The sequence below is a fragment of the Adlercreutzia equolifaciens DSM 19450 genome (assembly GCF_000478885.1).
Taxonomy (GTDB): Bacteria; Actinomycetota; Coriobacteriia; order Coriobacteriales; family Eggerthellaceae; genus Adlercreutzia; species Adlercreutzia equolifaciens.
The window spans coordinates 2,135,473-2,160,687 of sequence record NC_022567.1 but is presented as its reverse complement, the minus strand read 5'-3'; the positions used below and the strand labels follow the sequence as shown (position 1 = coordinate 2,160,687).

The window sequence follows — 25,215 nt, the reverse complement described above, 5'->3', positions numbered from 1 at the left end:
ATGCCGAAGAAGCAATCGCTTACGATGCGCAGTTTGCACTACTATTGGCTGGCGACTCGCAATCACCTGGGGCTGTTCGTGGCGCTCGTCGCCTCGACGATCGGGTTCTGCGGTTTTCTCACCTACGGCAACCCCTACGTGATGAGCCTCATCGTCGACCGCATCAGCGCCGACCCGGTGGCGCCCGAGGCCGTATTCGACGTGTTCGGTCCTTACATCGCGGCGCTCATCGGCATCAACTTGGCGGGGCAGACCTGCTCCAAGCTGCAGGACTACACGCTGTGGAAGCTCCAGATCGCCGTGAACTACGACTTGGCCACCACGGCCTTCGATTGTCTGTGCAACCAGTCGCTGGCGTTCCATTCCAACCGCTTCGGCGGCACGCTCGTCAGCCAGACCTCGAAGTTCATGGCCGGCTACACCCAGCTGATCAGCACTATGAACTTCCCGTTCCTGCCGATTCTCTGCTCCATCACCTTCACCTGCCTCATCCTCTTCCCGGCGGTGCCGGCCTACGCGACGGTGCTTCTGATCATGCTCGCGGTGTACGCGACCGTGAGCTACCTCATGTACAAGCGCATCCTGCATCTGAACGAGAAGGCCGCCAGCGCCCAGAACCAGCTGTCGGGCGAGCTGTCGGACGCGGTGGCCAACATCCTGGCCGTGAAGACCTACGGGCGCGAGGACTACGAGCGCAGCCTGTTCGACACGGCGAATCGGGAAGTGGTGGCGCGCGATTCCAAGCGCATGCGGGCCTCTCTCGCCCGCGGCATCACCACGGCGGCCATCACCGTGGTCATCATGTCCGTGGTGACGGTGTTCATCTCCGGCGGCAACGCCTGGTTCGGCATCACGCCGGGCACGGTCATCCTCATGTTCACCTACACGAACACGGTGACCAACCAGTTCAACTTCATCAACACGGGGCTGCAGCGCATCAACCAGGCCCTGGGCGATGCGAGCGGCATGACAGCGGTGCTCGACGAGCCGCGGCTCGTGGCCGATAATCCCGGCGCCCAGCCCCTTGATGTGGAGCTCGGCGACATCGATTTCAAGGACATCAACTTCTGGTACACCGACGGCGACGTGAGGACCCAGGTGTTCGACGACTTCAACCTGCGCATTCCCGCCGGGCAGCGCGTGGGTCTCGTGGGCATGTCGGGCGCGGGGAAGACCACGCTCACGAAGCTGCTTCTGCGCTTGGCCGACATCCAGGAGGGCGAGATTTTGGTGGACGGCCAGAACGTGGCCGACGTGACCCAGCAGAGCCTTCGCCGTCAGATCGCTTACGTGCCCCAGGAGGCGCTGCTGTTTCATCGCTCCATCGCCGAGAACATCGCCTACGGGCGGCCCGACGCCACCATGGAGGAGATTCGCGAGGCGGCCCGGGCGGCCAATGCGCTCGAGTTCATCGAGGCGCTGCCCCAGGGCTTCGACACCGTGACCGGCGAGCGCGGTGTGAAGCTGTCGGGCGGCCAGCGCCAGAGAATCGCCATTGCTCGCGCCATGCTGGCCGACTGCCCCATTCTCGTGTTGGACGAGGCCACAAGCGCCCTGGATTCGGAAAGCGAGGCGGCAGTGCAGGAGGCGCTTGGCCGCCTTATGGAAGGCCGTACTGCCATCGTGGTGGCCCATCGCCTGTCCACCGTGGCGAGCCTCGACCGCATCGTCGTGCTGTCCCAGGGCCGGATCGTGGAAGACGGCCCCCATGCCGAACTGGTGGCCAAGGGCGGCGACTACGCCAAACTCTGGAACCGCCAAACCGGCGCCTTCGCGGGGGAGTAGGCGCAGAACCTACAGCTTCACGACGGCGTCGGCGGGGCCGGACTCGGTGGCGCTCACGAGAACCGTGACGGAAGGGGAGGCGATGTCCCCGGTGCACAGGGCGTAGAGGCCCGGGCGGCTCACCGTAACGGAGCCCAGCTCGTCGGCGGAAAGCGTGCGGTCGCGGGAGGGGATGACGGTGCCGTCCTCGGCGACGGCGGCGGTGCAGAGGTAGACCTCGTCGGCGCCGCTTTCCACAGCGAAGGTGAGGCCCGTTTCCGTGGCGCTGGCCGAGCCCGTCCCCTCTACGGCGGCGCGGCCGTCGCTGTGACAGGAGGAGCACTGCTCGCCGGACTTCGTGACCGGATGGCCCGACGCGCAGCCGGCAAGTCCCAAGACCCCCAGCCCCAGGCACCCGGCGAGGGCGACGCGCAGCCAGCGGTCGTGGCGGCGAGGGCGAAGACGCGCGGTTGTCGGCGCTTTCTTCTCTGCCGGGACGACTTCGGAGGAAGGGGCGGCGCAGTGGATCATGGGAGCACTCCTTGCTTCGGGGAACAATGTCCGCAGTCTAGCATAACTTCCCGAGTGTTCCGGGCGCGTTAAACCCCTCCCGAAGTCTCCCGTGGTCGTTGGGCCCCGAAGCCCCTCGGCTCGCCAGATTTCCCGCTACTCCCCACGGCCGCCGGCGACATCGGCCCTTTGGGCCTCGATGAGCTTGCGCAGGATGTTCTGGCGCAGGCGCTTGAGTTCCTCGGGGCCCTTTGCGCAGGGGTCGCCCTCCGTCTGCCCGTCGGACTCCTCGGCCCGCTTCACCGCGCTGCTGATGGAGTCGAGCGCCCGCACCAGCTGGCGTTTATCATCGTCGGAAAGCTCCTCGTAGAACAGTGACAGCTCGTCGATGGGTGCCTGCTCCACGGCGCGCCCCGCCTCGGTGAGCCGAACGACGATGACGCGCCCGTCGCTCGCCGACCGGCTGCGCTCGATGAGCCCCTTGGCCTCCAGCTTTACCAGCAGCTCGTTTAGCGATGCCGTGCGAATGTCCAGCATCGCCGCCAGCTCCTTGGTGGAGATGCCGTCGCGCTTCTTGAGCGCGGCGATCACCTGGCCCTGGCCGCGCAGGGGGTTGTGCAGGGGTGAGGGGCCGTGGCCGAGGAACTGCCGCAGGTAGCGCTGGGCCAGCCGGTGGTACAGCAGGATGAACTCCATGGTGACGGCCTGATCGAGCGCCTCGCCCGTGGCCGCATCGAGGTCGGCGGCCCTCGCGCGGTCCCGCGCCTGCGCCATATCGCAGCATTCGAAGTGATCCATGGCCGCCCCCTTCCCGATATCCTCGTCTTCTGGCTTCCGCTTGCGGAGAAAATGCAGGGTCTTCCATATACAGAAGGTACCTGTTGTAAAATGACGGCCACGCGCACGCGACGGTCGGAGAGGCCCTGCGAGGCTCAGTATAGCAGAGCGTCTTCTCCGGTCTGCCCCTGCGCCCCGACGGCATTCGACGAAAGCGGGCGTTATGCTCTCACGATTCAGCGTCAAGCATCCCTATCTCATCGTGGTGGCGGTCATCATCTGCCTCATTCTGGGCGGCGTGTCGCTCACGAAGATGAAGACCGACCTCATGCCCGACATGGACATTCCCTACCTGGCCGTCATCGCCACCGACCCGGGCGCTTCGGCCGAGAAGGTGGAGGCCGAGGTGACCGACGTGCTGGAAAGCGCGCTGTCCACGGTGAGCGGCGTCTCTTCCGTGATGAGCCAGTCGGCCAACAACTACGCCATGGTGTTCCTGGAATTCGAGGACGGCACCGATATGGACTCGGCCATGGTGAAGGTGTCCTCGGCCATCAACCAGGTGGAGAGCACGCTGCCCGAGACCGCCGGCACCCCCAACATCATGGAGATCTCCATGGACATGATGGCCACCATGTACGTGGCCGCCGCCGACAGCGAGAAGAACATCTACGAGCTGTCCGACTTCGCCGCCGACACGCTGGCGCCGCGCCTGGAGCGGGTCGACGGCGTGGCCGACGTATCGCTGGCCGGCACGGTGCAGCAGACCGTGGAAGTGCGGCTTTCCGACGACAAGATAGAGGACGTGAACAATCGCATCCTGGCCAGCGTGAACGACGAGCTGGCCGATGCGAAGCAGGAGATCGATGACGGCGAGGCCGACCTGGAAGCGGCCGAGGACGAGATAGCATCCCAGCAGAAGACTCTCGCCGACAAGGAGAAGGAGACGGGCGACCAGCTGGGCCAGGCTTCCTCGGGGCTGACGCTGGCCATTTCCTCCACCATGACGAAGGTGTCCTCGCTCGGGGCCCAGCTGCAGTCGCTCGCGGCCGAGGGCGAGTCGCTGCAGGGCGAGCTGGCCGACAAGCAGGTCCGCGCCGAGGAGCTGCAAGGGCGCGTGGCCGAGCTGCAGGCCCAGGCGGCCGCGCTGCAGGCCCAGATGGAGGCGGCGACGGCGGCGGGCTCTCTGGAAGAGGCCGCGGCCCTGGCGCAGTCGCTGAAGGCCACGACCGACGAGCTGCAGACCGCGGCCGGCGAGCTGACCGATATTGGCACGCGCCTCGGCGAGGTGGGCGAGACCTTGAAGGCCATGCCCGAGAAGGCGGCCGACTTGCAAAAGCAGCTGGAAGCGGCCACCGCCGAGCTGGAGGGCTACCAGAAGCAGCTGGCCCAGGTGGAGTCCGGCAGCCTGACCGCCGCGGCCCAGTTCGGCAGCGGCAGCGCCCAGCTGGCCAGCGCGAGCGCCACCATCGAGCAGAGCCGCGCGCAACTCGACCAGGCCCGCGAGCAGTACGAGGACGCCCGGGAAAGCGCCATCGAGCAGGCCAACGTGGACGCCCTCGTGGACAAGACGACGCTCGCGAACCTCATCCGCGCCCAGGATTTCTCCATGCCGGCGGGGTATCTCGGCAACGCCGACGAGGACAACCAGTGGCTGCTGCACGTGGGCGACAACATCGAGAGCCTAGAGGCCTTGGAAGACCTGCTGCTCGTGGCCATCGATGACGTGGGCGACGTGCGCCTGCGCGATGTGGCCGACATCACCGTGGTGGACAACGTGGGCGACGCCTACATGTCCCTGAACGGCGGCGACGGCGTGCTGCTGTCGGTGTACAAGTCCTCCACCGCCTCCACCAACCAGGTGTCCGCCGCCTGCCGTGAGGCCGTGGCGGAGCTGTCCGAGGAATTCCCCAGTCTCGATCTGCGCGTCGTGTCCGACCAGGGCAAGCTCATCGACATGTTCATCTCCTCCATTGTGAACTCGCTGCTTCTGGGCGGCCTGCTCGCCGTGGTGGTGCTGGCGCTGTTTCTGCGCGACTGGAAGCCCACGGTGCTCGTGGCCGTCTCCATTCCGTTCTCGGTGCTGCTGGCGCTGCTGCTCATGTACTTCACCGGCGTGTCCGTGAACATCATGTCGCTCGGCGGCCTGTCGCTCGCCATCGGCATGCTCGTGGACAACTCCGTGGTGGTGCTCGAGAACATCTACCGCCTGCGCGGGCGCGGCATCAGCCCGGCCCGGGCGGCGGTCCAGGGCGCCAAGCAGATCTCGGGCGCGGTGGTGGCTTCCACGCTCACCACGGTCTGCGTCTTCGCGCCCATCGCGTTTACCACGGGCATGGTCAACCAGATGATGATGCCCTTCGCGCTCACCCTCACCTACGTGCTCACCGCCTCGCTCGTGGTGGCGCTCACCCTCGTGCCGGCGCTCTCGCGGTTCGTGTTCCGCCGCTACCGCCCGCGCCGCGACGGCCTCTTCGAGAAGGTGAAGGGCGCCTACGGTCGCTCGCTGCAGTTCGCCCTGCGCCACAAGGTGCTGCCGCTCGCCGTGGCCGTGGGGCTTCTCGTGGCCGCCGTGGTCGGCGTGGTGAACATGGGCATCTCCATGATTCCGTCCATGGCCTCCAAGACGGTCTCCTTGGCCGTCACGCTGCCCGAGGACACCGAGAAGGACGAAGCCTTCGCCGTGGCCGACCAGATCATGGAGCGGGCGCTTTCCGTGGAGGGCGTGGGCACCGTGGCGGCCATCGACGGCACGGCCACGGTGTCGGTGGTCTCCTCGGCGGCGGCCGACACCGGCGCCGAGAGCTTCGACCAGTTCATGTTCTATCTGGAAATGGACGACAGCGTGACCACGGACGCCCAGGTGCACGCCGTGGTGGACGAGGTGGTGGCCCGCACGGAGGACCTGCCCTGCGAGGTGGCCTCCAACGCCTCGTCGGACTCGTCGATGTCCTCCATGATGGGCAGCGGGCTGTCGCTCACCATCACCGGCGAGGACCCGGAGAAGCTCACCGAGCTGTCCGAGGAGGTCATGGCCGTCGTCGGGGAAGTGGAGGGCTACACCGAGATCGCCAACGGCATGGAAGACGCCGACCGCGAGCTCAACCTCGTCATCGACGAGGACGCGCTCACCCGCGAGGGTTGGACGGTGGCCCAGCTCTACGAGTACTTGGCCGGCGCGCTGTCCTCCGAGGCCGACTCCACCAAGCTTGCGATGGATGGCTCGAAGGCCCAGGTGACCATCGTGGACGAGACCCACGTGCTCACCCGCGAGAACATCTTGGACGAGAAAGTGACCCTCGCCGGGCGCGACGGCGAGTCGAAGGAGGTGGCCATCGGCGAGTTCGCCACCTTGGAGGAGAGCGAGGCGCCGGCCACCATCGCCCACGAGAACTCCCAGAAGACCATCACCGTGACCGCCGAGGTGGCCGACGGCTACAACAACGCCCTGCTCTCCCGCGAGCTCCAGCAGAAGCTGGACGGCCTTGAGCTGCCCGACGGCTACTCCATGAGCTTCGGCGGCGAGCTGCAGAACATCGACACCATGTTGGAGCAGATGATGCTTCTGCTCATCGTGGGCTTCGTGCTCATCTACCTCGTGATAGTGGCCCAGTTCCAGAGCCTGCTGTCGCCCTTCATCGTCATGATGACGGTGCCCCTCGCCTTCACCGGCGGCTTCGCGGCGCTGTGGGCGGCCGGCGAGCAGCTGACCATGATGTCGCTCATGGGTTTCGCCGTGCTCATGGGCACCGTGGTGAACAACGGCATCGTGTTCGTCGACTACGTGAACCAGCTGCGCCGCGGCGGCCTAGAGAAGCGCGACGCGCTGGAGGCGGCCGGCCGCACCCGCATGCGGCCCATCCTCATGACGGCGCTCACCACCATCTTAGCCATGCTGCCGCTCGTGTTCAGCCAGGAAATCGGCGCCTCCATGGAGCGCGGCATGGCCCTTGTGGTGGTGGGAGGCCTCGCCTACGCCACGCTCATGACCCTCTACATCGTGCCGGTGCTGTACGATTTGCTCTACCGCAAGGTGCCCACGGAGGTCGATCTGGGCGACGAGTCCATCGATGACGACCCGGGCGACGCCCAGGCCTATCTGGAAGAGCTGCGCGGCAAGCACGCCCGCGTGGAAGGAGGCTCGCTGCCGGCGTAGGAGGACGGCTCGTGAAAACCGAGCAATCCCTGGGCAACGTCGCGGCTTTCTCGGTTGTCAAGGGAAGGCCACATTGCTAAAGTTTGCCGATGCGCGGTTCGGCTCCGGCCTTTGTGCCGCGCCATCTCGACGATCGGTATCGGAAGGAGGAGAGCGCTGCGTGGTAAAGCGCGAGAACCTGCTCGTGATTGCGGGGCTGTTCTGGCTGTTCGCCGGTGTGAACGTGGCCGGCATCGGCGTGCGCAGCTTCTTCTCGGTGGAGGTGGGGGCATGGCCCTGGATGCTCGCCGTCATGGCGGTCGTGTTCGTCGCATTCGGGCTGATGTTCCGGAAGGTGTCGCGCAAGCACGCCGCGCGCATCATGGCGCACCCGCGCGATCGGGTGAGCTTCATCCGCACCTTCGACGCCAAAGGCTACCTCATCATCGCCATCATGATGGGCGGCGGCATCGCCCTGCGCGCCTTCAACCTCGTGCCGCTTGAGTTCATCGGCAGCTTCTACCCGGGCCTCGGCACGGCGCTCGCCCTTACGGGCGTCACCCTCATCGCTGCCCGCCGGGGACGCGGTCCGGCGCTTTCCCCATCGAAGGCCTCAAAATTGGATAAAGGCGGGAAATGACCGGTCGCTCCTTCGCCTGACCCCGCTTTGGGGGTAGAGTGCGAGACACTTATTTTGATCGGGAAGGGGGCGCTGTGGGCCTGGGTGGTATCAAGCTGGCGGAATACGCTGACCCACGCGCCGTGTCGCGGGGCGTGGGCATCGCCGCCCATGCCGCGTCGATCGCAGATCGGCGGGTGCGGCGACGCGATGATGCGTCGGTGATTACCGGTCGGGTGGCCTCGGCTTCGGGCGTTGCGGATTACTTCAACGTCGATGTCGTGTTCGCCGATTTCGAGTCTCGCATCGTCGACTATGATTGCGATTGCCCCGCCGCCGCGCGCTTCGAAGGCATGTGCAAGCACTGCGTGGCGCTGACGGTCGCCTACTTCGCGCAGCCCAAGTCTTTCGAGGAGATAGGCGATGGCCGTGCCGCCGTTTCGCCGGGCCGGACGACGAGCGAGGCGCTGGCGCAGTGCCTGGCGGCTCGATCCGACGCGACACCCGTGCGCGTCGGCGCGCTCGCCGCGGACGCAGCTGCGGGCACCGTGCATCTCGCCGTGCATCTTGCCTACGATAGGCGCTTCTGGTCGATGGATCTGACCGTGGAAGGCCCTCGCGGAACCTATGTAGTGCGCGACCTTGAGGCCTTTGCCCATCGCGTGCAGCGCGGGGAGCATTTCTCCTATGGAAAGAAGCTCGCCTTTGCCCATCGGCTCGAGGCCTTCGACGGGCCTTCCCGGGCCGTGGCCCGTAAGGTGGCGGAGCTGTTTCCCGACGAGCGCCTGTTCGGCGGCTCGATGTTTCGCGCGGCGGGAAGCAAGCGCGCGGTGCGCCTGCGCGAGGCAGAGCTGGCCGACCTTTTGACGGCCATGGGGGAGGGCGCTGAATTCACGTTTGGGGGATGGGACGCGCCACCAGCGGCTGCGAGCCGGGGCGCGGCGGCGCCGGGGGCGCGTGAGGGCGATGAGAAGCAGGGCAACGGAGACGGCCTTTGGGTTGTCACCAGGGATGTTCCGGCGCTGACACTGCGGTTCGTCCCTGCCGAGGGCGGCTTTGAGCTGGCGCTTTCCGAACGGGTGCTCGTGGTGCGCGGGCTGGAGGAGGCCTTCGTGCTGTCCGACGGCGTGGCCGCGCGAGCGACGGGCGCCGACGCGCGGGCCTTTGCCTGGTTGCGCGAGGCGGGCCTGACCGCCGACGGCGCTGCAGGGGAGGGGGCAGTCTTCATCGCCGAGCGCGATGCCGAGGCGTTCTGCCGGTGCGCGCTGCCGGTGCTAGAAGAGACGCTTTCGGTGGAGCTGCCGGAAGCATGGGAGGCTCTGCGCCCCGTGGCCGGCACGCTCGCCTTCTACTTCGACGTGACGGGGAAGAAGGAGGCCGCGCTCATTCGCCTCACGGTGAAGGCGTTCTACGGCGAGCGCGAGGTGGTGCTGGAAAGCCCCGCCGATTCCGCCGAGGAGCCGGAGCTGCGGCCGGCCTCGAGCCAGGCCTTCCGCGATCAGGATTTGGAAGATGCGGGGGTGGCCGCGGCGGCGCAGTTCTTCGACGGCTCGTGCACGCTGCCCCTGCGTCAGACCGAGCTGGCCGGCGAGCTGCTCTACGGCGGCCTTTCGCAGTTTCGGGCCGTCGGCGAGGTGTTCACCACTCCCGCCTTCGACCGGCTTATCATGGAACGGCCGCCGCGGGTGTCGCTGGGCCTCTCCCTGCGCGCGAACCTCATTCAGATGGACGTGCGCGAGAGCGATCTTTCCGCCGATGAGCTGCGGGCGATGCTTTCTGCCTACCGGCGCCGCAAGCGCTTCCACCGCATGAGCGACGGGCGCATCGCCGCTTTGGGCGAGGGGGACGTGGCGGCGCTCGGCGACATGATGCGCGACTTGGGCGTGTCGGCCGACGCGTTGCTCGAGGGCGGCGCCGAGTTGCCGACCTACCAGGCGTTCTACCTAGATCGGGAATATGGCGACGCCGTGCGCGACCGCGCCTTCGAAGACTACCTGCGCTGTTTGGACGAGCCGGGCGAGCTTGTGGCGGCGCCCGCATCTCTCGCGGGTACGCTGCGGCCCTACCAGGTAGAGGGTTTCCGCTGGCTGGCGCGCCTGGCATCGCTCGGCTTCGGCGGCATTCTGGCCGACGAGATGGGCCTCGGCAAGACGCTGCAGATGATTGCCCTGGTGAAGAGCTTGCGCGATTCGGGGCAGCTGGGTGGCCCGGTGCTCGTGGCCTGCCCCGCCTCGCTCGTGTTCAACTGGGCCGACGAGTTCGCCCGGTTCGCGCCCGACGTGCCGGTTTGCGCCTTAGAGGGCTCCCGAGCGCACCGCGAGGCGCTACTATTCCGTGCGACGCAGGGGATAGACGAAGGGCGCGTTCTCGGGTGCGGGGACGATGCGGGCGAGGACGCGCGAACGGCTGGCGAGCGAATCGCTGGCGCTTCGAGCGCCGATGTCCCGTGCGTGATCGTGGCCTCCTACGACTGCGTGCGCATCGATGGCGCGCAGCTCGCGCGTGTCGAATGGGGCTTGGTGGTGCTCGACGAGGCCCAGTACATCAAGAACCACGCCACCAAGACCACCCGGGCCGTGAAGCGCTTGCGGGCGCCCTTGCGCTTCGCGCTCACGGGCACGCCGGTGGAGAACCGCCTCTCGGAGCTCTGGAGCATCTTCGACTTCCTCATGCCGGGGTTCCTCGGCAGCTACGAGCGGTTCCGCGAGCGTTACGAGCTGGGCATTATCGGCGAGGATGAAGAGGCGGCGGCTCGCCTGCGCGCGCTCATCGAGCCGTTTGTGCTGCGCCGCCGCAAGGCCGACGTGCTCACTGATCTGCCCGCCAAGCTCGAGAGTATCCGCTATGTGCCGCTCGGCCGCGAGCAGCGTCGGCTCTACGACGGCGCCGAGCAGCGCCTGCGCGAGGATCTGAACGCCCAGAAGCGGCAGAACGCCTCGCGGGCCAATCGCCGCGGGCACATTCCCGATGCGGAGAAGAGCGCCGTCGAGGTGCTGGCCGAACTGACGCGCCTGCGCCAGATCGCGCTCGACCCGGCGCTCGTGTTCGAGAACTACAAGGGCGGCGCCGAGAAGCTGGGCGCCATCATGGAATTGGTGGACGAGGCCATGGAAGCTGGGCGCAAGGTGCTCATTTTCTCGCAGTTCACGAGCTATTTGGACGTGCTTTCCGCCGAGCTTGACCGTCGCGGTATCGGGCATTTCGCCATAACGGGCGCCACGCCGAAGCGCGAGCGCGTGCGTCTTGTGCGGCAGTTCAATAACGACGAGACACCCGTGTTCCTTGTGTCGCTGAAGGCCGGCGGCACGGGGCTGAACCTCACGGGCGCTTCGGTGGTGGTGCACGCCGACCCCTGGTGGAACGCGGCCGCCACCGACCAGGCGACCGACCGTGCCCACCGCATCGGGCAGAACCGCGAGGTGGACGTGTACAAGGTGGTGGCGAAGGGAACCATCGAGGAGCGCATCGTCGCCTTGCAGGAGGCCAAGCGCGACCTGGCCGATTCCGTGATCGCCGCCACGGCCGGCGAGGCGCTCGCCGGCCTCACCCGCGAGCGCCTCGCGGAGCTTCTCGGGGAGGCGGACTAGCGGGTTTCGTGCAGGATTTTCCGATTGGGAGAGCCTGCTCGCTCGGAAAGCCCGAGAACGACTCTCTCAATCGGAAAATCCTGCACCATTCCAGCACGAAGACTCTCCCTATCGAAAAATCCTGCACGTTCTGGCAGGTTCGGCCGACTTGCGTCTGGCCATCTCGCACTCGGCCGCCTCGCGCCCGCCAAACCAGAAGGGGCGGCCCGAAGGCCGCCCCGTGTGGATGAGATCCCTTGTCTCGGCTAAGCGCCAGCCGGGAAAGCGCTACTTGCGCTTGTCCTCTTCCACCATGGCATTGATGGCGGCGCGCTCCTGGTCCTCCAGGCGCTCCTCGGCCGCGTCCAGCGCGCGCTTGTCGTGCTTGGCGTTGGCGATGGCGAGCACCGCGCCGGACAGCGCAAACAAGGCGATGGCATTGGGAATGACCATCAGCTGGTTGAACATGTCGGCGAGCTCCCACACCAGGTCGTTGGAGAGCAGCGAGCCCATGAAGATGAAGGCCAGCGCGATGATGGTGAAGGGCAGCACCGCCTTCTTGCCGAAGAGCCATTCCACGTTCAGCTTCGCGAAGAGGTTCCACGAAAGGATGGTAGAGAAGGCGAAGAACAGCAGGCAGATGGCCACGAACCAGGCGCCCACATTCGCGCCGAAGAACTGCCCGAAGGCCAGCTGAGCGATGTTGGTCTTGGTGATGGTCTCGGCGGTCAGCGTCGCGTAGTCGCCGGTGGCCAGCGTGCCGTCGCCCACGTAGAGCACCGACAGCACCACGAGCGCGGTCATGGTGACGACGATGATGGTGTCCACGAACACGCCGATCATGGCCACGACGCCCTGCTCGTGCGGATCCTTCACCTCAGCGAGCGCGTGAGCGTGCGGAGTGGAGCCCATGCCGGCCTCGTTGGAGAACAGGCCGCGCTTGGCGCCCTGGCTGATGGCGGCGATGATGCCGAAGGTGGCGCCGCCCACGGTGGCGTCGGGGTTGAAGGCGCACTCGAAGATGAGCGCGAAGGTGGCCGGAATGTTAGCGGCGTTCATGATGAGCACGACGAGCGATCCGAGCACGTAGAGCACGGCCATGATGGGCACGATCTTCTCGGTAACGGCGGCCAGGCGGGACACGCCGCCGATGAACACGGTACCGGCCAGGATGACCACGATGAGGCCCATGACCCAGGTGGGGATGCCGAAGGCGGTGTTCATGGTCTCGGCGATGGAGTTGCTTTGCACCATGCAGCCCATGAAGCCGAGCGCCAGAATGATGGCCACGGCGAAGAATCCGGCGAGGAACTTGCCCCCGTTGCCCTTGAAGGCCGTGGTGATGTAGTAGACTGGGCCGCCGTGCACGGTACCGTCCTCGTCGACTACGCGGGTCTTCTGGGCCATGACCGCCTCGGCGTAGTTGGTGGCCATGCCGAGCAGGGCGATGATCCACATCCAGAAGATGGCGCCCGGGCCACCCACGATGATGGCGCCGCAGGCACCCACGATGTTGCCCGTGCCCACCTGGGCCGCGATGGCGGTAGAGAGCGCCTGGAACGACGTCATGCCGCCGCCTTGGTTACCGCCGCGCAGGCTGAAGTCGCCGAACACGCGGCGCCAGCCCTCTCCGAAGCAGCGGAACTGGATCGCCTTGGTGCGCACGGTGAACCAGATGCCCATGCCGAGCAGCAGGATGATCAGGATGTAGTTGGATAGGTAGTTGTTGATGGTGGTAACGATACCAAGCAGCGCCTCTTCCACGGCATTCCCTTCTTCTCTCGAGAAAACTCGGGGGAACTCATGCGTGGGCGGCCGAAGAAGTCGCGTCATCGCTCTGTCCGTTTGCCTGAGAGATTCAGCTTGCCTGCGGAGGTCGTCCGCGCGCAAGCCTTGCACCTTCGGCACTCACTTAAGAGTTCTCCAGAGTTTTCTCCGCCCCCGGTTTGCCCCTTGCGTTCGCGCCGCGCCTTTCGGTACGTGGTCGCTCGGGCATCCCGAAGACATCACAGAAATATCGACTCGGCCACTATACGCCCTGACACGCTGTCGATCAACAACTATTTTGCTCAACGTTACGCGTTGTCCCCGCAATGCCTTCGAAATGCCCGCAAAAGGCGCGACGCCCGTGCTAGACTGACGGCAAAGAGAGTGACAAAAGAGAATGACTAAAGAGAGTGACAAAGCCAAAGAAAGTGATTGCCATGGGCAAGTACGATAAGCTGTGGAAATACGTGGAAAATCAAGAGGGCGACGAGCTGACGCTCACTTTCGACGAGATTGGCACTATCGCCGGCATCCCGCTGGATCACTCATTTCTCAACTACAAGAAAGAGCTCGTGCCCCACGGCTGGGAAGTGGGCAAGGTATCCATGAAGCAGAAAACCGTTCATTTTCACCGGCTGACGGAATAGGTTTCAACCGTCCTGTTGTCCGTTTGGTCAACGAAGATGCCGCTCTGCGCATGAGATTGCCGTTTATGAGCGTCAAAAAAGAGAATTCGTAACCAATATTATTGAATCTCGTTAAATATGACGAGATTTCTCGCCTCGAGACGCTCATAAACGGCAATCTCATGCAAAAACAGCCCCTTTCGTTGACCGAGATGACGCATCTGTTTTTTCGTTCGGGCATGGTCTTGTGTTTGGTGGAAGTCCCGCGCGGGTGCCGGCCGAATCTACCGGTTTGGTTCCCTGGCGAGACACCAAACCCGGTTGTTTTGCCACAGTTTCGGGGCGGCTGCGTCTCCATCATTTTACAGAATGCGCCCCAGTCTTTTACGAAGCGCTGACGGCTCTTTTACCGAGCATCCCTAGGATAGCTCTTGCACGTCGGCTGCCGCCGCGCGAACCCCCTCCTCGTCTGCTCAGCCGATCGCGGAGATCTGGCAGAGCGCTCTTCTCGCTTCGCCGGGGCGGCCGTCGTGTCAAAGAGGCAAGAAGATGATGAGAGGAAAGGTTTATGACCCAGCAATTCTTTGACCCGCAGCGCAACAGCCTGAACCGACCTGTCGCCTCCGATGCGGGCGACCTCCGCATGAGCCGGCGCTCCTTCCTGGCGGGCAGCGCCATCCTGGGCGCTCTGGCGTTCTCGGGGGCCCTGAGTGGTTGCTCCTCCCCGACGGGATCCGCCACCGGCTTGGCGGCGACCGGCGATGGCGCGACCGGCGACGGCGCCGCCGATGCGGGCGAGCCGATCGTCATGGTGTGGCTGCCGGATAACTCCTCGGCCGATCTGAGCGGCGCGCGCGAGGTGATCGCCGCCGCCATCACGAAGGCGTGCGGCCGTCCCGCCGAGATGCTCACGACGGTGGACTACAACGTGACCATCGAGGCCATCGCCACGGGCAAGGCGCAGATAGCCTATCTGGGATCCGAGGGTTACGTGCAGGCCAACCGGAAGAACCCGGCGGTGCAGGCGGCCTTCACGGAAAGCGACGAAGAGGGCGGCTTGGACGGCGCCTGCTACTACAGCCGCATCGCGGTGCTCGCTGAGAACGCCGATCAGTACCGCTCGGGCGCCACGTACTCCATCGACAACATTCGCGGTGCATCGTTCTCCTTCGTGTCCGCCACCTCGACCTCGGGCTTCGCGGTGCCCTCGGCCACCATCGTCGAGAAGTTCGGTTTGGAAAGCTCCGATGAGCTGCTGGAATCCGGATCGTTCTTCTCCGAGGTGCTCTTCGGCAACTCCCACCAGGGCTCGGCGGTGAACCTTCTCTCCGGCGATGCGGATGCGGCGGCTTTCGACGACGTCGACGTGGACATGTACTTCGATCTCGTGGAGGGCGAGGCCAACACGGTGGGCGCCCGCTACCGGGTGCGAGACGATGCCGGCGATCCGTTCGAGGCCGTGCACGGGAAGGAGTTCGTCATCATCGGCATCGCCCCGGTGCTCAACGCCCCTATCTGCTTCAACGAGGAGGCGCTGCCGGCGGCCGACCGCGAGAAGATCGTCGCCTACTTCTGCTCCGACGAGGTGGCCAACGACCCGGCCATCTTCATGGACCCGGAGGACGAGAACGCCAAGGGAATCTGGGAGAAGGAGTCGCCGGCGAAGTGCTTCGTCGAGGTGGACGACGCCTGGTACGATCCGATCCGCGAGCTGGGCGGTGCTGCCTAATGGACGGGCATTCGGCGCACGCGTCTTTGGCGGGGGATGTGCCCCTCCTCGAGATGCGCTCGGTATCGAAGCGCTACGACGGCCGCGGACGGGCGCTTTCCGAGGTGAGCCTGAAGGTGGCGCCCGGCGAGCTGGTGGCCGTCATCGGCAGCTCGGGAGCGGGGAAGTCGACGCTGCTGCGCTGCGTGAACAAGCTCATCGACTGCACGGAGGGCGAGATCCTCTTCGAGGGGCGCGACATCGCGCGGGCGCGCGGCCGTGAATTGCGCCATGCCCGCCGGCGCATCGCCATGATCTTCCAGCACTACAACCTGGTGTACCGCGCCACGGCCATCGAGAACGTGCTGCAGGGCCGTTTGGGCTACAAGTCGGCTGTTGCCGGCATGCTGGGGCGCTACAGCGAGGACGAGAAGCGCCGGGCCTTCGAGGCACTCGATCGCGTGGGCATGGCCCCGTTCGCCTACAAGCGCGCCGACCAGCTCTCCGGCGGCCAGAAGCAGCGCGTGGGCATTGCGAGGGCCTTGCTGCAGGAGCCGGCGCTCATGCTCGCCGACGAGCCCATCGCGAGCCTCGACCCGAAATCGTCGCGCACGGTGATGGAGCTTCTGCGCTGGATCGCCACCGAGCTTCGCGTGGGCTGCCTGGTCAACTTGCACCAGGTTGACTTCGCGCTCGAGTTCTCCGATCGGGTTGTGGCGCTGAAGGCGGGCGAGGTGGTCTTCGACGGCGCCCCGGATCGCTTGACTTCGGCGACCATCGCCGAGATCTACGGCGAGGCGGAGCCGCGCGGGGCAGTGGGGCCGACGGAGTCGGCGGAGTCGGTGGAGGCCGCCGCGGCGCCCTGCCGCAACGCGGGATCCTGCCCGGTCGAGGCCGTGCTCGAGGCCGGGGTGGCCTGATGGACACTGAGGGAAAGCGCTTCTTCGCGCGTCGCACGCTGACGACGGCGGCCGCGGCGGCGGGACTGCTCCTTTTGGGGGCGCTGTCCGGTGCCTATGTCGGGTTCGATCTCCCGCAGGCGCTCATCGACATTCCGAGTGGCCTGGTGTGGATGGTGGTGAGCTTCTGCCCCTCGCCGTCCTCGCTCGAGCGGCTCGGCACCATCCTGCCCGCCCTGGCCTCCACGGTGCTCGTATCGGTGGCGGCCAGCTGCTTCGCCGCGATTGCAGCCTTCGCCTTCGCGGTGGTGGGCTCGCGCGCGGTGGGCCCGGGCGGCCCGGCCGGTGCCCTTGTGCGCGCCGTGGCGTCGCTGTTCCGGAACATCCCGATGGTGGCCTGGGCGTTTATCTTGCTGTTCTCGTTCAAGCAGAGCGATTTCACGGGCTTTCTGGCCCTGTTCCTCACGAGCTTCGGCTATCTGACGCGCTGCTTCTTGGAGAGCATCGACGAGACGAGCGAGGGCCCGGTGGAGGCGCTGCGGGCGACGGGCGCGGGCTTCTGGGCCATTGTGGTGCGGGCGGTGATCCCGCTCACGATCACCTCGGTCATGAGCTGGGTCCTGTACATGATTGAGACGAACATCCGCGACGCGACGCTGGTGGGCCTGCTTACGGGCACGGGCATCGGATTCGTGTTCGACGTGTACTACAAGAGCTTTCGCTATGACGCGGCGGGCCTGGTGCTTTTGGCGATCATCGCCGTCGTCATCGCCTGCGAGGCGACATCGAACTTCGTGAGGAGGCGCATCCTATGAGCAACGACGCATCGGTGCTGGCGGCGGGCGGCGGCGAAGATCTGCTGTTTCCCTCCGCCGCAAGAACGCGGTCGGGCAAGCTGCGCGTGCGCGGGCGGGACTCGTCGAGGCGCGCCTTGGGCGTCACGGTCGCTGTGCTGGCGGCGCTGACGGTGGTGTGCCTGGCCACCATGGACTACGGGCGCGTGTCGCTGCCCGAGGCTGCGGCGGCGGCCTGTGCCGACTTTATCGCCATGATGGCGACACCCGGGCTGGGCGGCCACTTTACCTGGGCGGACGTGATAAGCGGCCTGTTTGTCTCGTTGGCCCTGGCGGTGCTGACCACGCTTATCGGCGCCGTTATCGCGTTCGCACTCGGGCTCGCGGCGTCCTCGAACCTCTCGACGCGCGGGGTCAGCAACGTCATCAAGGTGGCCATGTCGGTGGCCCGCGCCGTGCCGACCATCCTGTGGGTGCTCGTGTTCTCGGTGGCCATAGGCCTCGGGCCCGAAGCGGCCGTCATCGGCCTTTTGTTCCACAGCGTGGCCTATCTGGTGAAGGCCTACTCGGAGAGCTTCGAGGAAGTGGATGAGGGCGTCGTGGAGGCTCTGCGGGCGTCGGGCGCGGGCTTTTGGGCCGTGGTGTTTCGCGGGGTGGTGCCCGAGTCGGTGAACGAGATGCTGTCGTGGACGTTCATCCGGTTCGAGATCAACTTCGTGAACGCCGTGGCCGTGGGTGCCGTGGCGGGCGCCGGCGGCATCGGCTACCAGCTGTTTTTGGCGGGCAGCTTCTACTGCAACATCCATGAAGTGGGGCTCATCGTGTACTTGTGCCTGGCCGTTGCCGTGGTGCTCGAGCTGGTTGCGACGGCCCTGCGCCGCCGCAACGCGGTGAGCCGGTAAAAAAGCGCATCCGCTCGCGCCGCCCCGAGGGGGCCGCACGGGCGCATGCCGTAGGTATGCGAGGAAAAAGGAGAGACAAGAAGGTGAAACGTTACGAGCGAACGCGCATCCTTGTCGAGGGCGACGCCCGCATCGGCCGCGCGATGGCCGACGACGCGCTGGCCCAGATGGGCGAGGAGGCCGTGAGCGTGGTTGAGGGTCCGCGCGAGTGCCTGGTCATGGTGCAGGTGCGCGAGACGGCCCGGGGCAGCCGATTCTATTTGGGAGAGGCTTTGGCGACCACCTGCCGCGTGCGTGCGGCGGGCTTCGCGGGAATGGGTCTCGTGCTGGGCAGCCAGCCTGATCGGGCGCGGGATTTGGCCGTGATCGACGCTGCCTTTGGCGGGGCGTGCGGCGAGGCCTGGCAGAAACGGTGGGACGCGCATCTGGCGCAGGAGGCGGCGCGTCTGGCCGCCGCAAAGGCCGCGGAGGCGGCCCGCGTGCGTGCCACGCGCGTGGACTTCTCGACGATGAAGGTGGAATCATGAGTATGGAAGAGGCCCGGCTGCACCGTGCGCAGCGGGCGTTTCGGAAGGTGCTGGACGCCTTTGCGCGCCCGGGCACGGTGCGCGAGATCGAGGTTGCCGGCGATGGGCCGGCGGCCGCGCATCTGGGCGGCGCCCTCGCCGCCGCCGTGGAGCTGTTCGTCGACCAGGCGGTGACGTTCGCCGTTGCGGGCGATGGGTCCGATCAGGCGGAGGAGGCCCTCGCGGCGGGCACCCGCGCCGCGGCCACGGCGCTGCCGCGGGCCGATTTCGTCATCGCGAGCGGTGGTGCGGCCGCAAGCGCCGAGGCCGTGCGCGGCGCTGGCGGCGGGACGCCGCTTTCCCCCGAGAAGGGGGCGACGGTGATCATCTTGACGGGACGCGTGAGCGAGGGCCCCGGCGACGGACTGGTTTCCTGCTCGGTGAGCGGCCCGGGCGTCAGGGACGAGAACCGGTTCTACGTCGACGATGTGGCATGGCTCGCCGCCCGCAACGACCGGTGCGACGAGTTCCCTTGCGGCGTAGATGTGCTTCTGGTGGACGATGGGGCCCGTGTGGTGGCGCTTCCCCGCACGTCCCAGGTGCGATGCGGGAAGGAGGCGGGCGAACCATGGGCTATGTAGCAGTTCGCGGAGGCGGGGCGGCCATCGAGGAGAGCTTGCGGCTTTTGGAATATGACCGGGTGAGCGCCTCGGCTCCCTTGGACGTCGACCAGATCGCCGGCACGTTCCCCGAGCTGATCGACCAAGTGATGGGCGAGGCGTCGCTCTACGCCCCGCGCCTGGCCGCGCTCGCCCTCAAACAGGCGCGTGGGCTGCCCGACGAGGCGGTGTTCCTCCTGCGCGCCTTCCGCTCGACGCTGGAGCGCCCCTATGTGTCCCGGCCCGTCGACACGGGGGCCATGTGGGCGGACCGGCGCATCTCGGCGGCGTTCAAGGACGTGCCGGGCGGTCAGGTGCTGGGGGCCACGCGGGACTACAGCCATCGGCTCCTCGCCTTCGATCTGGAATGCGAGGATCAGCGGGCCCTGGACGAGAAGAGGGAGGCGCTCGCCGCCCACTTCGACGAGGTTGCGCGCGACCAGGCCCCCGATCGGGCGCCCGATGCCGCGATGACGCTGCCGCGGGTGCTCGACTACCTGCGGGAGCAGGGCCTGGTGCGTTCCCGCGACGCGGCCGAGGAGGACGGCGACCCGGTGGATGCCACCATGGCGCCGCTGACGTTTCCCGCCCCGCGCTCGGTGCGCCTGCAGACGCTGGCCCGCGGCATGACCCAGGCCGTGGAGGCTTTGGGGTACGCGGCCATCCGCGGCTTCGGCCCGGCGCATCCCACCGTGGGCGAGCTGCGCCACGGGCTCGTGCCGATCGCGGTGGACGCCGCGCCGGCGGCCGCCGACGGGGCGGGAAAGGACGACGCCTATTACGTGGGATCCCTCCCCATCACGGAGGTGGAGAGCGTTTTCACCGACGACGGCGCATCGGGCGGGGAGCTTTCGCTCGCCATCGGCTACGGATGCGTGATGGGCGGCGCCGAGACCAAGGCCATTGCCATGAGCGTGCTCGACCGCTGCCTCGACGCGCCCGAGGTCCGCTATCCCACCGAGGACGAGGAGTTCGTGCTCTACCACGTCGATGGCGTGGAGGCGTCGGGCTTCATCTCCCATTTGAAGCTGCCCCACTACGTGACGTTCCAATCGAAGCTCTCGAGCGTGCGCTCCACGCGGGACGGGGGCGAAGCCGAGCTGGCCGCGGAGTCGAAGGAGGAAACGCATGCAGCGCAGCTATAATTACGCTTTTTTCGACGAGGCATCGAAGCGGGAGATCCGGCGCGCCGCCATCAAGGGGGTGTGTATTCCCGGCTACCAAGTCCCCTTCGCCTCCCGCGAGATGCCCATCGGGCGGGGGTGGGGCACCGGCGGCCTTCAGCTGACGCTCTCGCTCATCGGCCGCTCGGACGTGCTCAAGGTGATCGACCAGGGATCCGACGACAGCGTGAACGCGGTGAACATCAAGAAGCTCGTGGCCGATACCACCGACGTGCCCATCACCGATGAGACCGAGGCCGCCACGCTCATCCAGTCGCGCCACCGCATTCCCGAGAAGGCGCTGCGCGCCGACCAGATCCTCGTGCTGCAAGTGCCCACTCCCGAGCCTTTGCGCACCTTCGAGGCCAGCGAGACGGTGACGCGCCGTTTGCATGCCGAGGCCGACTACACGGGCGCGTGGCTGGAGCTGTTCGACCAGATCGTCCGCTTCGGCGTGGCCACCACCGGGGCCGATCACCCGGTGCTCGTGAACCGCCGCTACGTCATGGCGCCCTCTCCCATTCCGCGCTTCGACAACGGCAAGCTCAACCAGGCCGAGCATCTGACGCTGCTCGGTGCCGGGCGCGAGAAGAAGATCTACGCCGTGCCGCCCTACACCGACGTCGTCTCGCTCGATTTCGAGGACTACCCCTTCACCGTGGAGGATTTCACAGGGAAGCAGTGCGCGCTGTGCGGCGCGACGGAAGTCTACCTCGACGAGTTGGTGGACGAGGCGAGCGGGAGCACGTACTACCAGTGCAACGACACGGCATGGTGCGCCGCCCGGCGCGAAGCCCAAATGAGGGAAGGAGGCCCCGATGACGAGTAGCTTTGGGGGGACCGCCGCGAAAACCGCGCGTTTTGCCGACGACGAGCGGCCCGCGCTGGCGGCGAGCCACGTTTCCAAGCGCTACGGGAAGGGGTGCGCCCGGTGCCTGGCGCCCCAGGCGGTGCTCGACCGCAACATCTGCCCCGAATGCGGCACCGTGCACGCGGTGCGCGACGTGAGCCTGGAGGTGTATCCCGGCGAGATCGTGGGCATCGTGGGCGAGTCGGGATCAGGCAAATCAACGTTCATGAAGTGCCTGTACTTCGACGAGGAGGCCACCGAGGGCGATGTGCGCGCCGTCCCCTTCGACGGGGGAGTCGCCAACCTGCTCGAGTTGTCGCCCCAGCAGCGCCGCGCCGTGCGCAACAACGTGTTCGGCATGGTGTACCAGAACCCCTACCTGGGCCTGCGCATGGATTTCTCCTCGCTGTCCAACATCGCGGAGCAGATGATCGCGGCCTCGTGCCGTGAAGTGGCCGCCATGCGCGGGCGCGGCGAGGAGCTGCTCGGCAAGGTGAGCATCCCGCTCTCGCGCGCCGTCGACGCGCCGAAGCTGTTCTCGGGCGGCATGCAGCAGCGCGTGCAGATAGCCAAGGCCCTCTCCAACAACCCTCCGCTGCTCTTGCTGGACGAGGTGACCACGGGGCTCGATCTTTCGGTGCAGGCCGCCGTGCTCGACCTGATCTTGCAGATCCGCCGCGAATGGGGGGCGAGCATGCTGGTAGTGAGCCACGATTTGGGGGTCATCCGCATGCTGGCCGACCGCACCCTGGTCATGCTGGACGGACAGGTGGTGGAAAGCGGCCTGACCGATCAGATTCTGGAGGACCCCCAGCACGCCTACACCCAGCAGCTCGTGTACTCCCTGCTGTAACTGCCGCTTCCCGCGCTTATTCGCGGGCCCTTGAAAGGACTGAGAACCAATGGACAACGATTCCTGCATTATCCGCGGCGGCACGGTGGTGTGCCCCGATCGGGTGCTGCCCGACCACGACGTGGTGGTCATCGACGGGTGCATCGCGGCCATCGCGCCGCGGGCGGCCGGCGAGCTTGACGGCGAGCCCAACGCCTCGGCGGGCGTGCTGCCCATCGTGGACGCCTGCGGAGCCTTCGTGACGCCGGGCATGGTGGACGTGCATTCCGACTACGTGGAGAACGTGGCCTCGCCCAGGCCCAGCGTGGTGATGGATCTGAACGCCTCGCTCTACAAGGCGGATCGCGAGCTGGTCTCCCACGGGGTGACCACCATCTTCCACTCGCTTTCCGTGTACGGTGCGCACATCTTCGATCATAAGCCCATCCGCGACTTCTCCAATGTGAGCGCCCTCATCGAGGCGGTCGCGCGCCTGCGCGGCGGCGAGGAGCGCGACCACCTCATCCGCCACCGCCTCCATATGCGCGTCGAAGTGGACTCGGTGGATCTGTACGACGATGTTGAGCGCTGCCTGCGCTCGGGCAAGGTCGATCTGCTGTCGTTCATGGACCACACGCCGGGCCAGGGCCAGTACCGCGATATGGCGGTGTTCAGCGAAACGCTGAAGGGCTACCGCGACCTGACCGACGAGGAGGTGGCGTGCATAGCCCGCCAGCAGCAGGAGAGTGACAAGCTCACGGCCGCCCAGATGGCGGCTCTGGCGGCGCTCGCCCGCGCCCAGGGCGTGTCGGTGGCCTCCCACGACGACGACAGCATTGGGAAAGTGGAGGCCATGGCCGCGCTCGACGCCTCCATTTCGGAGTTCCCCATTTCGCTGGAGGTGGCGCACGGGGCGCGCGAGCGCGGGATGCACACCTTGGCCGGCGCGCCGAACGTCATGCTGGGGCACAGCCATTCGGGCAACCTGTCGGCGCGCGAGGCGGTGACGGCCGGGGCGGTGGACATGCTGTGCAGCGACTACTACCCGGCGGCGCTGCTGGACGCGGTCTTCGCGCTGCGGGACGAGTGCGGGGTGCCCATCGAGCAGGCCTTCGCCCTCGTGACAGTGAACCCGGCCCGGGCCGCGGGCATCGATGGAGAAGTCGGATCCCTTGAAGTGGGCAAGCGGGCCGATGTGCTGCTCGTGCGCGAAATCGCCTGCGCCGAGCGCACGATGCCCGTGGTCACGCGCGCGTTCGTGGGCGGCCATTCGGTGTTCCGCTCCCACTATCCCGACCAGCCCTTGGGCTACGGGCGCGACCTTCACGAGACGCTGCGCGTGCGCCGTGCCCGTGCCCGCGCGGCCGCCGGCGCGGGAGAGGAGGCGTAGCATGGCGCTGCTGACGATCGAGGGCCTTTCCAAGTCGTTCTACCTGCACCGGGTGAACCGGTGGGTGCAGGGCTGCCGCGACATATCCTTCGCCGTCGATCCAGGCGAGTTCGTGGGCATCACGGGACGCTCCGGGTCGGGCAAATCGACTATCTTGCGCTGCATCTGGCGGACGAACTTGCCGCAGGACGGCCGCATTCTGTACGAGTCGGCGCGCTACGGCACCCTCGATCTGGCGCGCGCCACGCAGCGCCAGATGCTGTATTTGCGCACCTGCGAGCTTGGCTACGTGTCGCAGTTCCTGAGCGCCCTGCCGCGCCAAACTGCCTACGACATCGTGATGAGGAGCGCTCTGGAAACCTACGGCGAGGAGCGTCGCGGCGAGGCGGAGCGGGCCAGCGAGGCGATGCTGCGCCACTTTGATATCGACGAGAACCTTTGGGAGCTGTACCCGCGCACCTTCTCCGGCGGCGAGAAACTCAGGCTGAATATAGCGGCGGCTATGATCAAGCGCCCGCGCCTGCTGCTGCTCGATGAGCCGACGGCCTCGCTGGACAACGCCTCGAAGGTCAAAGTGCGATCGCTGATCGAGCAGTTGAAGGCCGAGGGAACCACGATGCTCGGCATCTTCCACGATCTGGAGTTCATGGAGGGGCTGTGCGATCGCGAGTACAACATGCAGGAAGGGGCGATGTCCTGATGCGCGACTGGCATGTGCACACGACGATCTCGGACGGCTCGTGCACCGTGGGGGAAGTGCTCGCCCAGGCCGTGCATCAGGGCATCGCCTCGGTGGCCGTCACGAACCACGACACCACCGCGGGGCTCACGGCGGCTGTTGAGGCCGGTCGCGCCTTCGGTGTGGAGGTGGTGGGCGGCATCGAGATAAGCGCTTGGGACGCGACGCGCAATGCCAAGGTGCACGTACTGGGCCTGGGCCTTTCCGAGGACTCCCCGGCGGTGAACGCCCTGTGCGCGCCCACGCTCGCGGCCCGCGACGCGAACTCCCGCTGGCAGCTCGACCGGCTGCTCGAGGCGGGTTTTGCGGTGGACGTGGAGCGGGCCCTGGAGCTTGCGGCGGCCTCGACGGCCCTGTACAAGCAGCATCTCATGGCGGCTCTGACCGACGCCCCCTACGGCAGCGCCGAGTACCAGGGGCTCTACCGGCAGCTGTTCAAAGGCGACGGCATCTGCGCCCGCGATATCGCCTACGTGGACGCCCGCGATGCGGTGGCAGCCATCGTGGAGGACGGCGGGCGGGCGGTGCTGGCCCATCCCGGTCAGCTGAACAGCTACGGGATCGTGCCCGAGCTGGTGACCTGCGGCTTGTCGGGCATCGAGCGCGATCACCCCGATCATGGGCCTTCTGATCGCCGACGGTGCGACGATATAGCCGACCGCTACCGCCTCATGCGAACGTCCGGCTCCGATTACCACGGCGCCTTCGGATCCGTTCCCCACCTGGGCTACGGGATTCCCGCACCTGCTTAGCCTCCAGCTCCGCAGCCGGGAAGCGGGCAGGGCTTTTTTGGCGGCGGGCGGCCGGCTCCCGAGGCGGAAGGCCGCCCGCGAGGATGGCGCCCGCCCGTCCCAGGCGGCTTCCAAGCGAGTGTTCGCTCGTCCGGACGGGCCCTGGGGTCTCATGCGCAAACGGCCTTTCTCATTTACTGAAGTTGGGCGTCTGCTTCTTATGCGGTCCATCTCCTGCTGAGAGGAGGTGCGGAAGTTTTCCGGAAGGGCCCCAGAGG

At 66.7% G+C, this 25,215-nt stretch carries 20 protein-coding genes and 1 riboswitch; of the genes, 17 read left to right on the top strand and 3 right to left on the bottom strand.

Annotation, left to right across the window (positions count from 1 at the left end):
* Window positions 1–1,785, top strand: a complete 1,785-nt coding sequence (locus tag AEQU_RS08600; protein ID WP_022740538.1) for an ABC transporter ATP-binding protein — start codon at window positions 1–3, stop codon at window positions 1,783–1,785.
* A gap of 9 nt (window positions 1,786–1,794) precedes the next feature.
* Here AEQU_RS08600 and AEQU_RS08595 read toward each other — a convergent pair whose 3' ends face one another.
* Window positions 1,795–2,295, bottom strand: a complete 501-nt coding sequence (locus AEQU_RS08595) for a hypothetical protein (RefSeq protein WP_022740537.1) — start codon at window positions 2,293–2,295, stop codon at window positions 1,795–1,797.
* Between the two features lie 135 nt (window positions 2,296–2,430).
* Complete coding sequence (locus AEQU_RS11930; RefSeq protein WP_022740536.1) at window positions 2,431–3,072, bottom strand: MarR family winged helix-turn-helix transcriptional regulator; 642 nt, start codon at window positions 3,070–3,072, stop codon at window positions 2,431–2,433.
* A gap of 202 nt (window positions 3,073–3,274) precedes the next feature.
* Here AEQU_RS11930 and AEQU_RS08585 point away from each other — a divergent pair, with 202 nt between their 5' ends.
* From AEQU_RS08585 to AEQU_RS08575, 3 genes are all read left to right on the top strand, one after another.
* Window positions 3,275–7,207 carry an efflux RND transporter permease subunit gene (locus AEQU_RS08585; protein ID WP_022740535.1) on the top strand — a complete coding sequence of 1,311 codons (3,933 nt, stop codon included), beginning with the start codon at window positions 3,275–3,277 and terminating at the stop codon, window positions 7,205–7,207.
* Between the two features lie 160 nt (window positions 7,208–7,367).
* Window positions 7,368–7,826 carry a hypothetical protein gene (locus AEQU_RS08580; RefSeq protein ID WP_022740534.1) on the top strand — a complete coding sequence of 153 codons (459 nt, stop codon included), beginning with the start codon at window positions 7,368–7,370 and terminating at the stop codon, window positions 7,824–7,826.
* Window positions 7,827–7,900: 74 nt separating this feature from the next.
* Window positions 7,901–11,392 (top strand): DEAD/DEAH box helicase, encoded by a 3,492-nt coding sequence (locus tag AEQU_RS08575; protein WP_022740533.1) that lies wholly within the window; start codon window positions 7,901–7,903, stop codon window positions 11,390–11,392.
* 267 nt (window positions 11,393–11,659) lie between these two features.
* Here AEQU_RS08575 and AEQU_RS08570 read toward each other — a convergent pair whose 3' ends face one another.
* Entirely contained in the window at window positions 11,660–13,135 is a 1,476-nt protein-coding gene (locus AEQU_RS08570) for an alanine/glycine:cation symporter family protein (protein ID WP_022740532.1), read from the bottom strand.
* A gap of 63 nt (window positions 13,136–13,198) precedes the next feature.
* Window positions 13,199–13,308, bottom strand: a riboswitch (glycine riboswitch).
* Window positions 13,309–13,575: 267 nt separating this feature from the next.
* Here AEQU_RS08570 and AEQU_RS08565 point away from each other — a divergent pair.
* The 13 genes from AEQU_RS08565 to AEQU_RS08505 all read left to right on the top strand — a co-directional run bounded on the left by AEQU_RS08565 (window position 13,576) and on the right by AEQU_RS08505 (window position 24,958).
* Window positions 13,576–13,785, top strand: a complete 210-nt coding sequence (locus AEQU_RS08565; RefSeq protein ID WP_022740531.1) for a hypothetical protein — start codon at window positions 13,576–13,578, stop codon at window positions 13,783–13,785.
* 547 nt (window positions 13,786–14,332) lie between these two features.
* Window positions 14,333–15,493 carry a phosphate/phosphite/phosphonate ABC transporter substrate-binding protein gene (locus tag AEQU_RS08560; RefSeq protein ID WP_022740530.1) on the top strand — a complete coding sequence of 387 codons (1,161 nt, stop codon included), beginning with the start codon at window positions 14,333–14,335 and terminating at the stop codon, window positions 15,491–15,493.
* A complete protein-coding gene (phnC, locus tag AEQU_RS08555; RefSeq protein WP_084280597.1) occupies window positions 15,493–16,392 on the top strand; it encodes a phosphonate ABC transporter ATP-binding protein in 900 nt (299 codons plus the stop codon). Before AEQU_RS08560 ends, phnC begins: the two co-directional genes overlap by 1 nt.
* Window positions 16,392–17,186, top strand: coding sequence for a PhnE/PtxC family ABC transporter permease (locus tag AEQU_RS08550; RefSeq protein WP_022740528.1), 795 nt, complete (start codon window positions 16,392–16,394; stop codon window positions 17,184–17,186). The genes phnC and AEQU_RS08550 overlap by 1 nt, the downstream gene beginning before the upstream one ends.
* The gene (locus AEQU_RS08545) at window positions 17,183–18,067 is read left to right on the top strand and encodes a PhnE/PtxC family ABC transporter permease (protein ID WP_022740527.1); all 885 of its coding nucleotides are present in this window, start codon (window positions 17,183–17,185) and stop codon (window positions 18,065–18,067) included. The genes AEQU_RS08550 and AEQU_RS08545 overlap by 4 nt, the downstream gene beginning before the upstream one ends.
* 83 nt (window positions 18,068–18,150) lie before the next feature.
* Window positions 18,151–18,594, top strand: a complete 444-nt coding sequence (gene phnG, locus AEQU_RS08540) for a phosphonate C-P lyase system protein PhnG (protein WP_022740526.1) — start codon at window positions 18,151–18,153, stop codon at window positions 18,592–18,594.
* Complete coding sequence (gene phnH / locus AEQU_RS08535) at window positions 18,591–19,214, top strand: phosphonate C-P lyase system protein PhnH (protein ID WP_084280595.1); 624 nt, start codon at window positions 18,591–18,593, stop codon at window positions 19,212–19,214. The genes phnG and phnH overlap by 4 nt, the downstream gene beginning before the upstream one ends.
* Window positions 19,202–20,377 (top strand): carbon-phosphorus lyase complex subunit PhnI, encoded by a 1,176-nt coding sequence (locus tag AEQU_RS08530; protein ID WP_022740524.1) that lies wholly within the window; start codon window positions 19,202–19,204, stop codon window positions 20,375–20,377. The genes phnH and AEQU_RS08530 overlap by 13 nt, the downstream gene beginning before the upstream one ends.
* Window positions 20,361–21,224 (top strand): alpha-D-ribose 1-methylphosphonate 5-phosphate C-P-lyase PhnJ, encoded by an 864-nt coding sequence (locus AEQU_RS08525; RefSeq protein WP_022740523.1) that lies wholly within the window; start codon window positions 20,361–20,363, stop codon window positions 21,222–21,224. The genes AEQU_RS08530 and AEQU_RS08525 overlap by 17 nt, the downstream gene beginning before the upstream one ends.
* The gene (locus AEQU_RS08520) at window positions 21,214–22,098 is read left to right on the top strand and encodes an ATP-binding cassette domain-containing protein (RefSeq protein ID WP_022740522.1); all 885 of its coding nucleotides are present in this window, start codon (window positions 21,214–21,216) and stop codon (window positions 22,096–22,098) included. Before AEQU_RS08525 ends, AEQU_RS08520 begins: the two co-directional genes overlap by 11 nt.
* Window positions 22,099–22,147: 49 nt before the next feature.
* On the top strand, window positions 22,148–23,467 hold the full coding sequence (locus AEQU_RS08515) for an alpha-D-ribose 1-methylphosphonate 5-triphosphate diphosphatase (RefSeq protein WP_022740521.1): 1,320 nt from the start codon (window positions 22,148–22,150) through the stop codon (window positions 23,465–23,467).
* A gap of 1 nt (window position 23,468) precedes the next feature.
* Window positions 23,469–24,167, top strand: coding sequence for a phosphonate C-P lyase system protein PhnL (locus AEQU_RS08510; RefSeq protein ID WP_022740520.1), 699 nt, complete (start codon window positions 23,469–23,471; stop codon window positions 24,165–24,167).
* Window positions 24,167–24,958 carry a PHP domain-containing protein gene (locus AEQU_RS08505; protein ID WP_022740519.1) on the top strand — a complete coding sequence of 264 codons (792 nt, stop codon included), beginning with the start codon at window positions 24,167–24,169 and terminating at the stop codon, window positions 24,956–24,958. The genes AEQU_RS08510 and AEQU_RS08505 overlap by 1 nt, the downstream gene beginning before the upstream one ends.
* The last annotated feature ends 257 nt before the right edge of the window (window positions 24,959–25,215 follow it).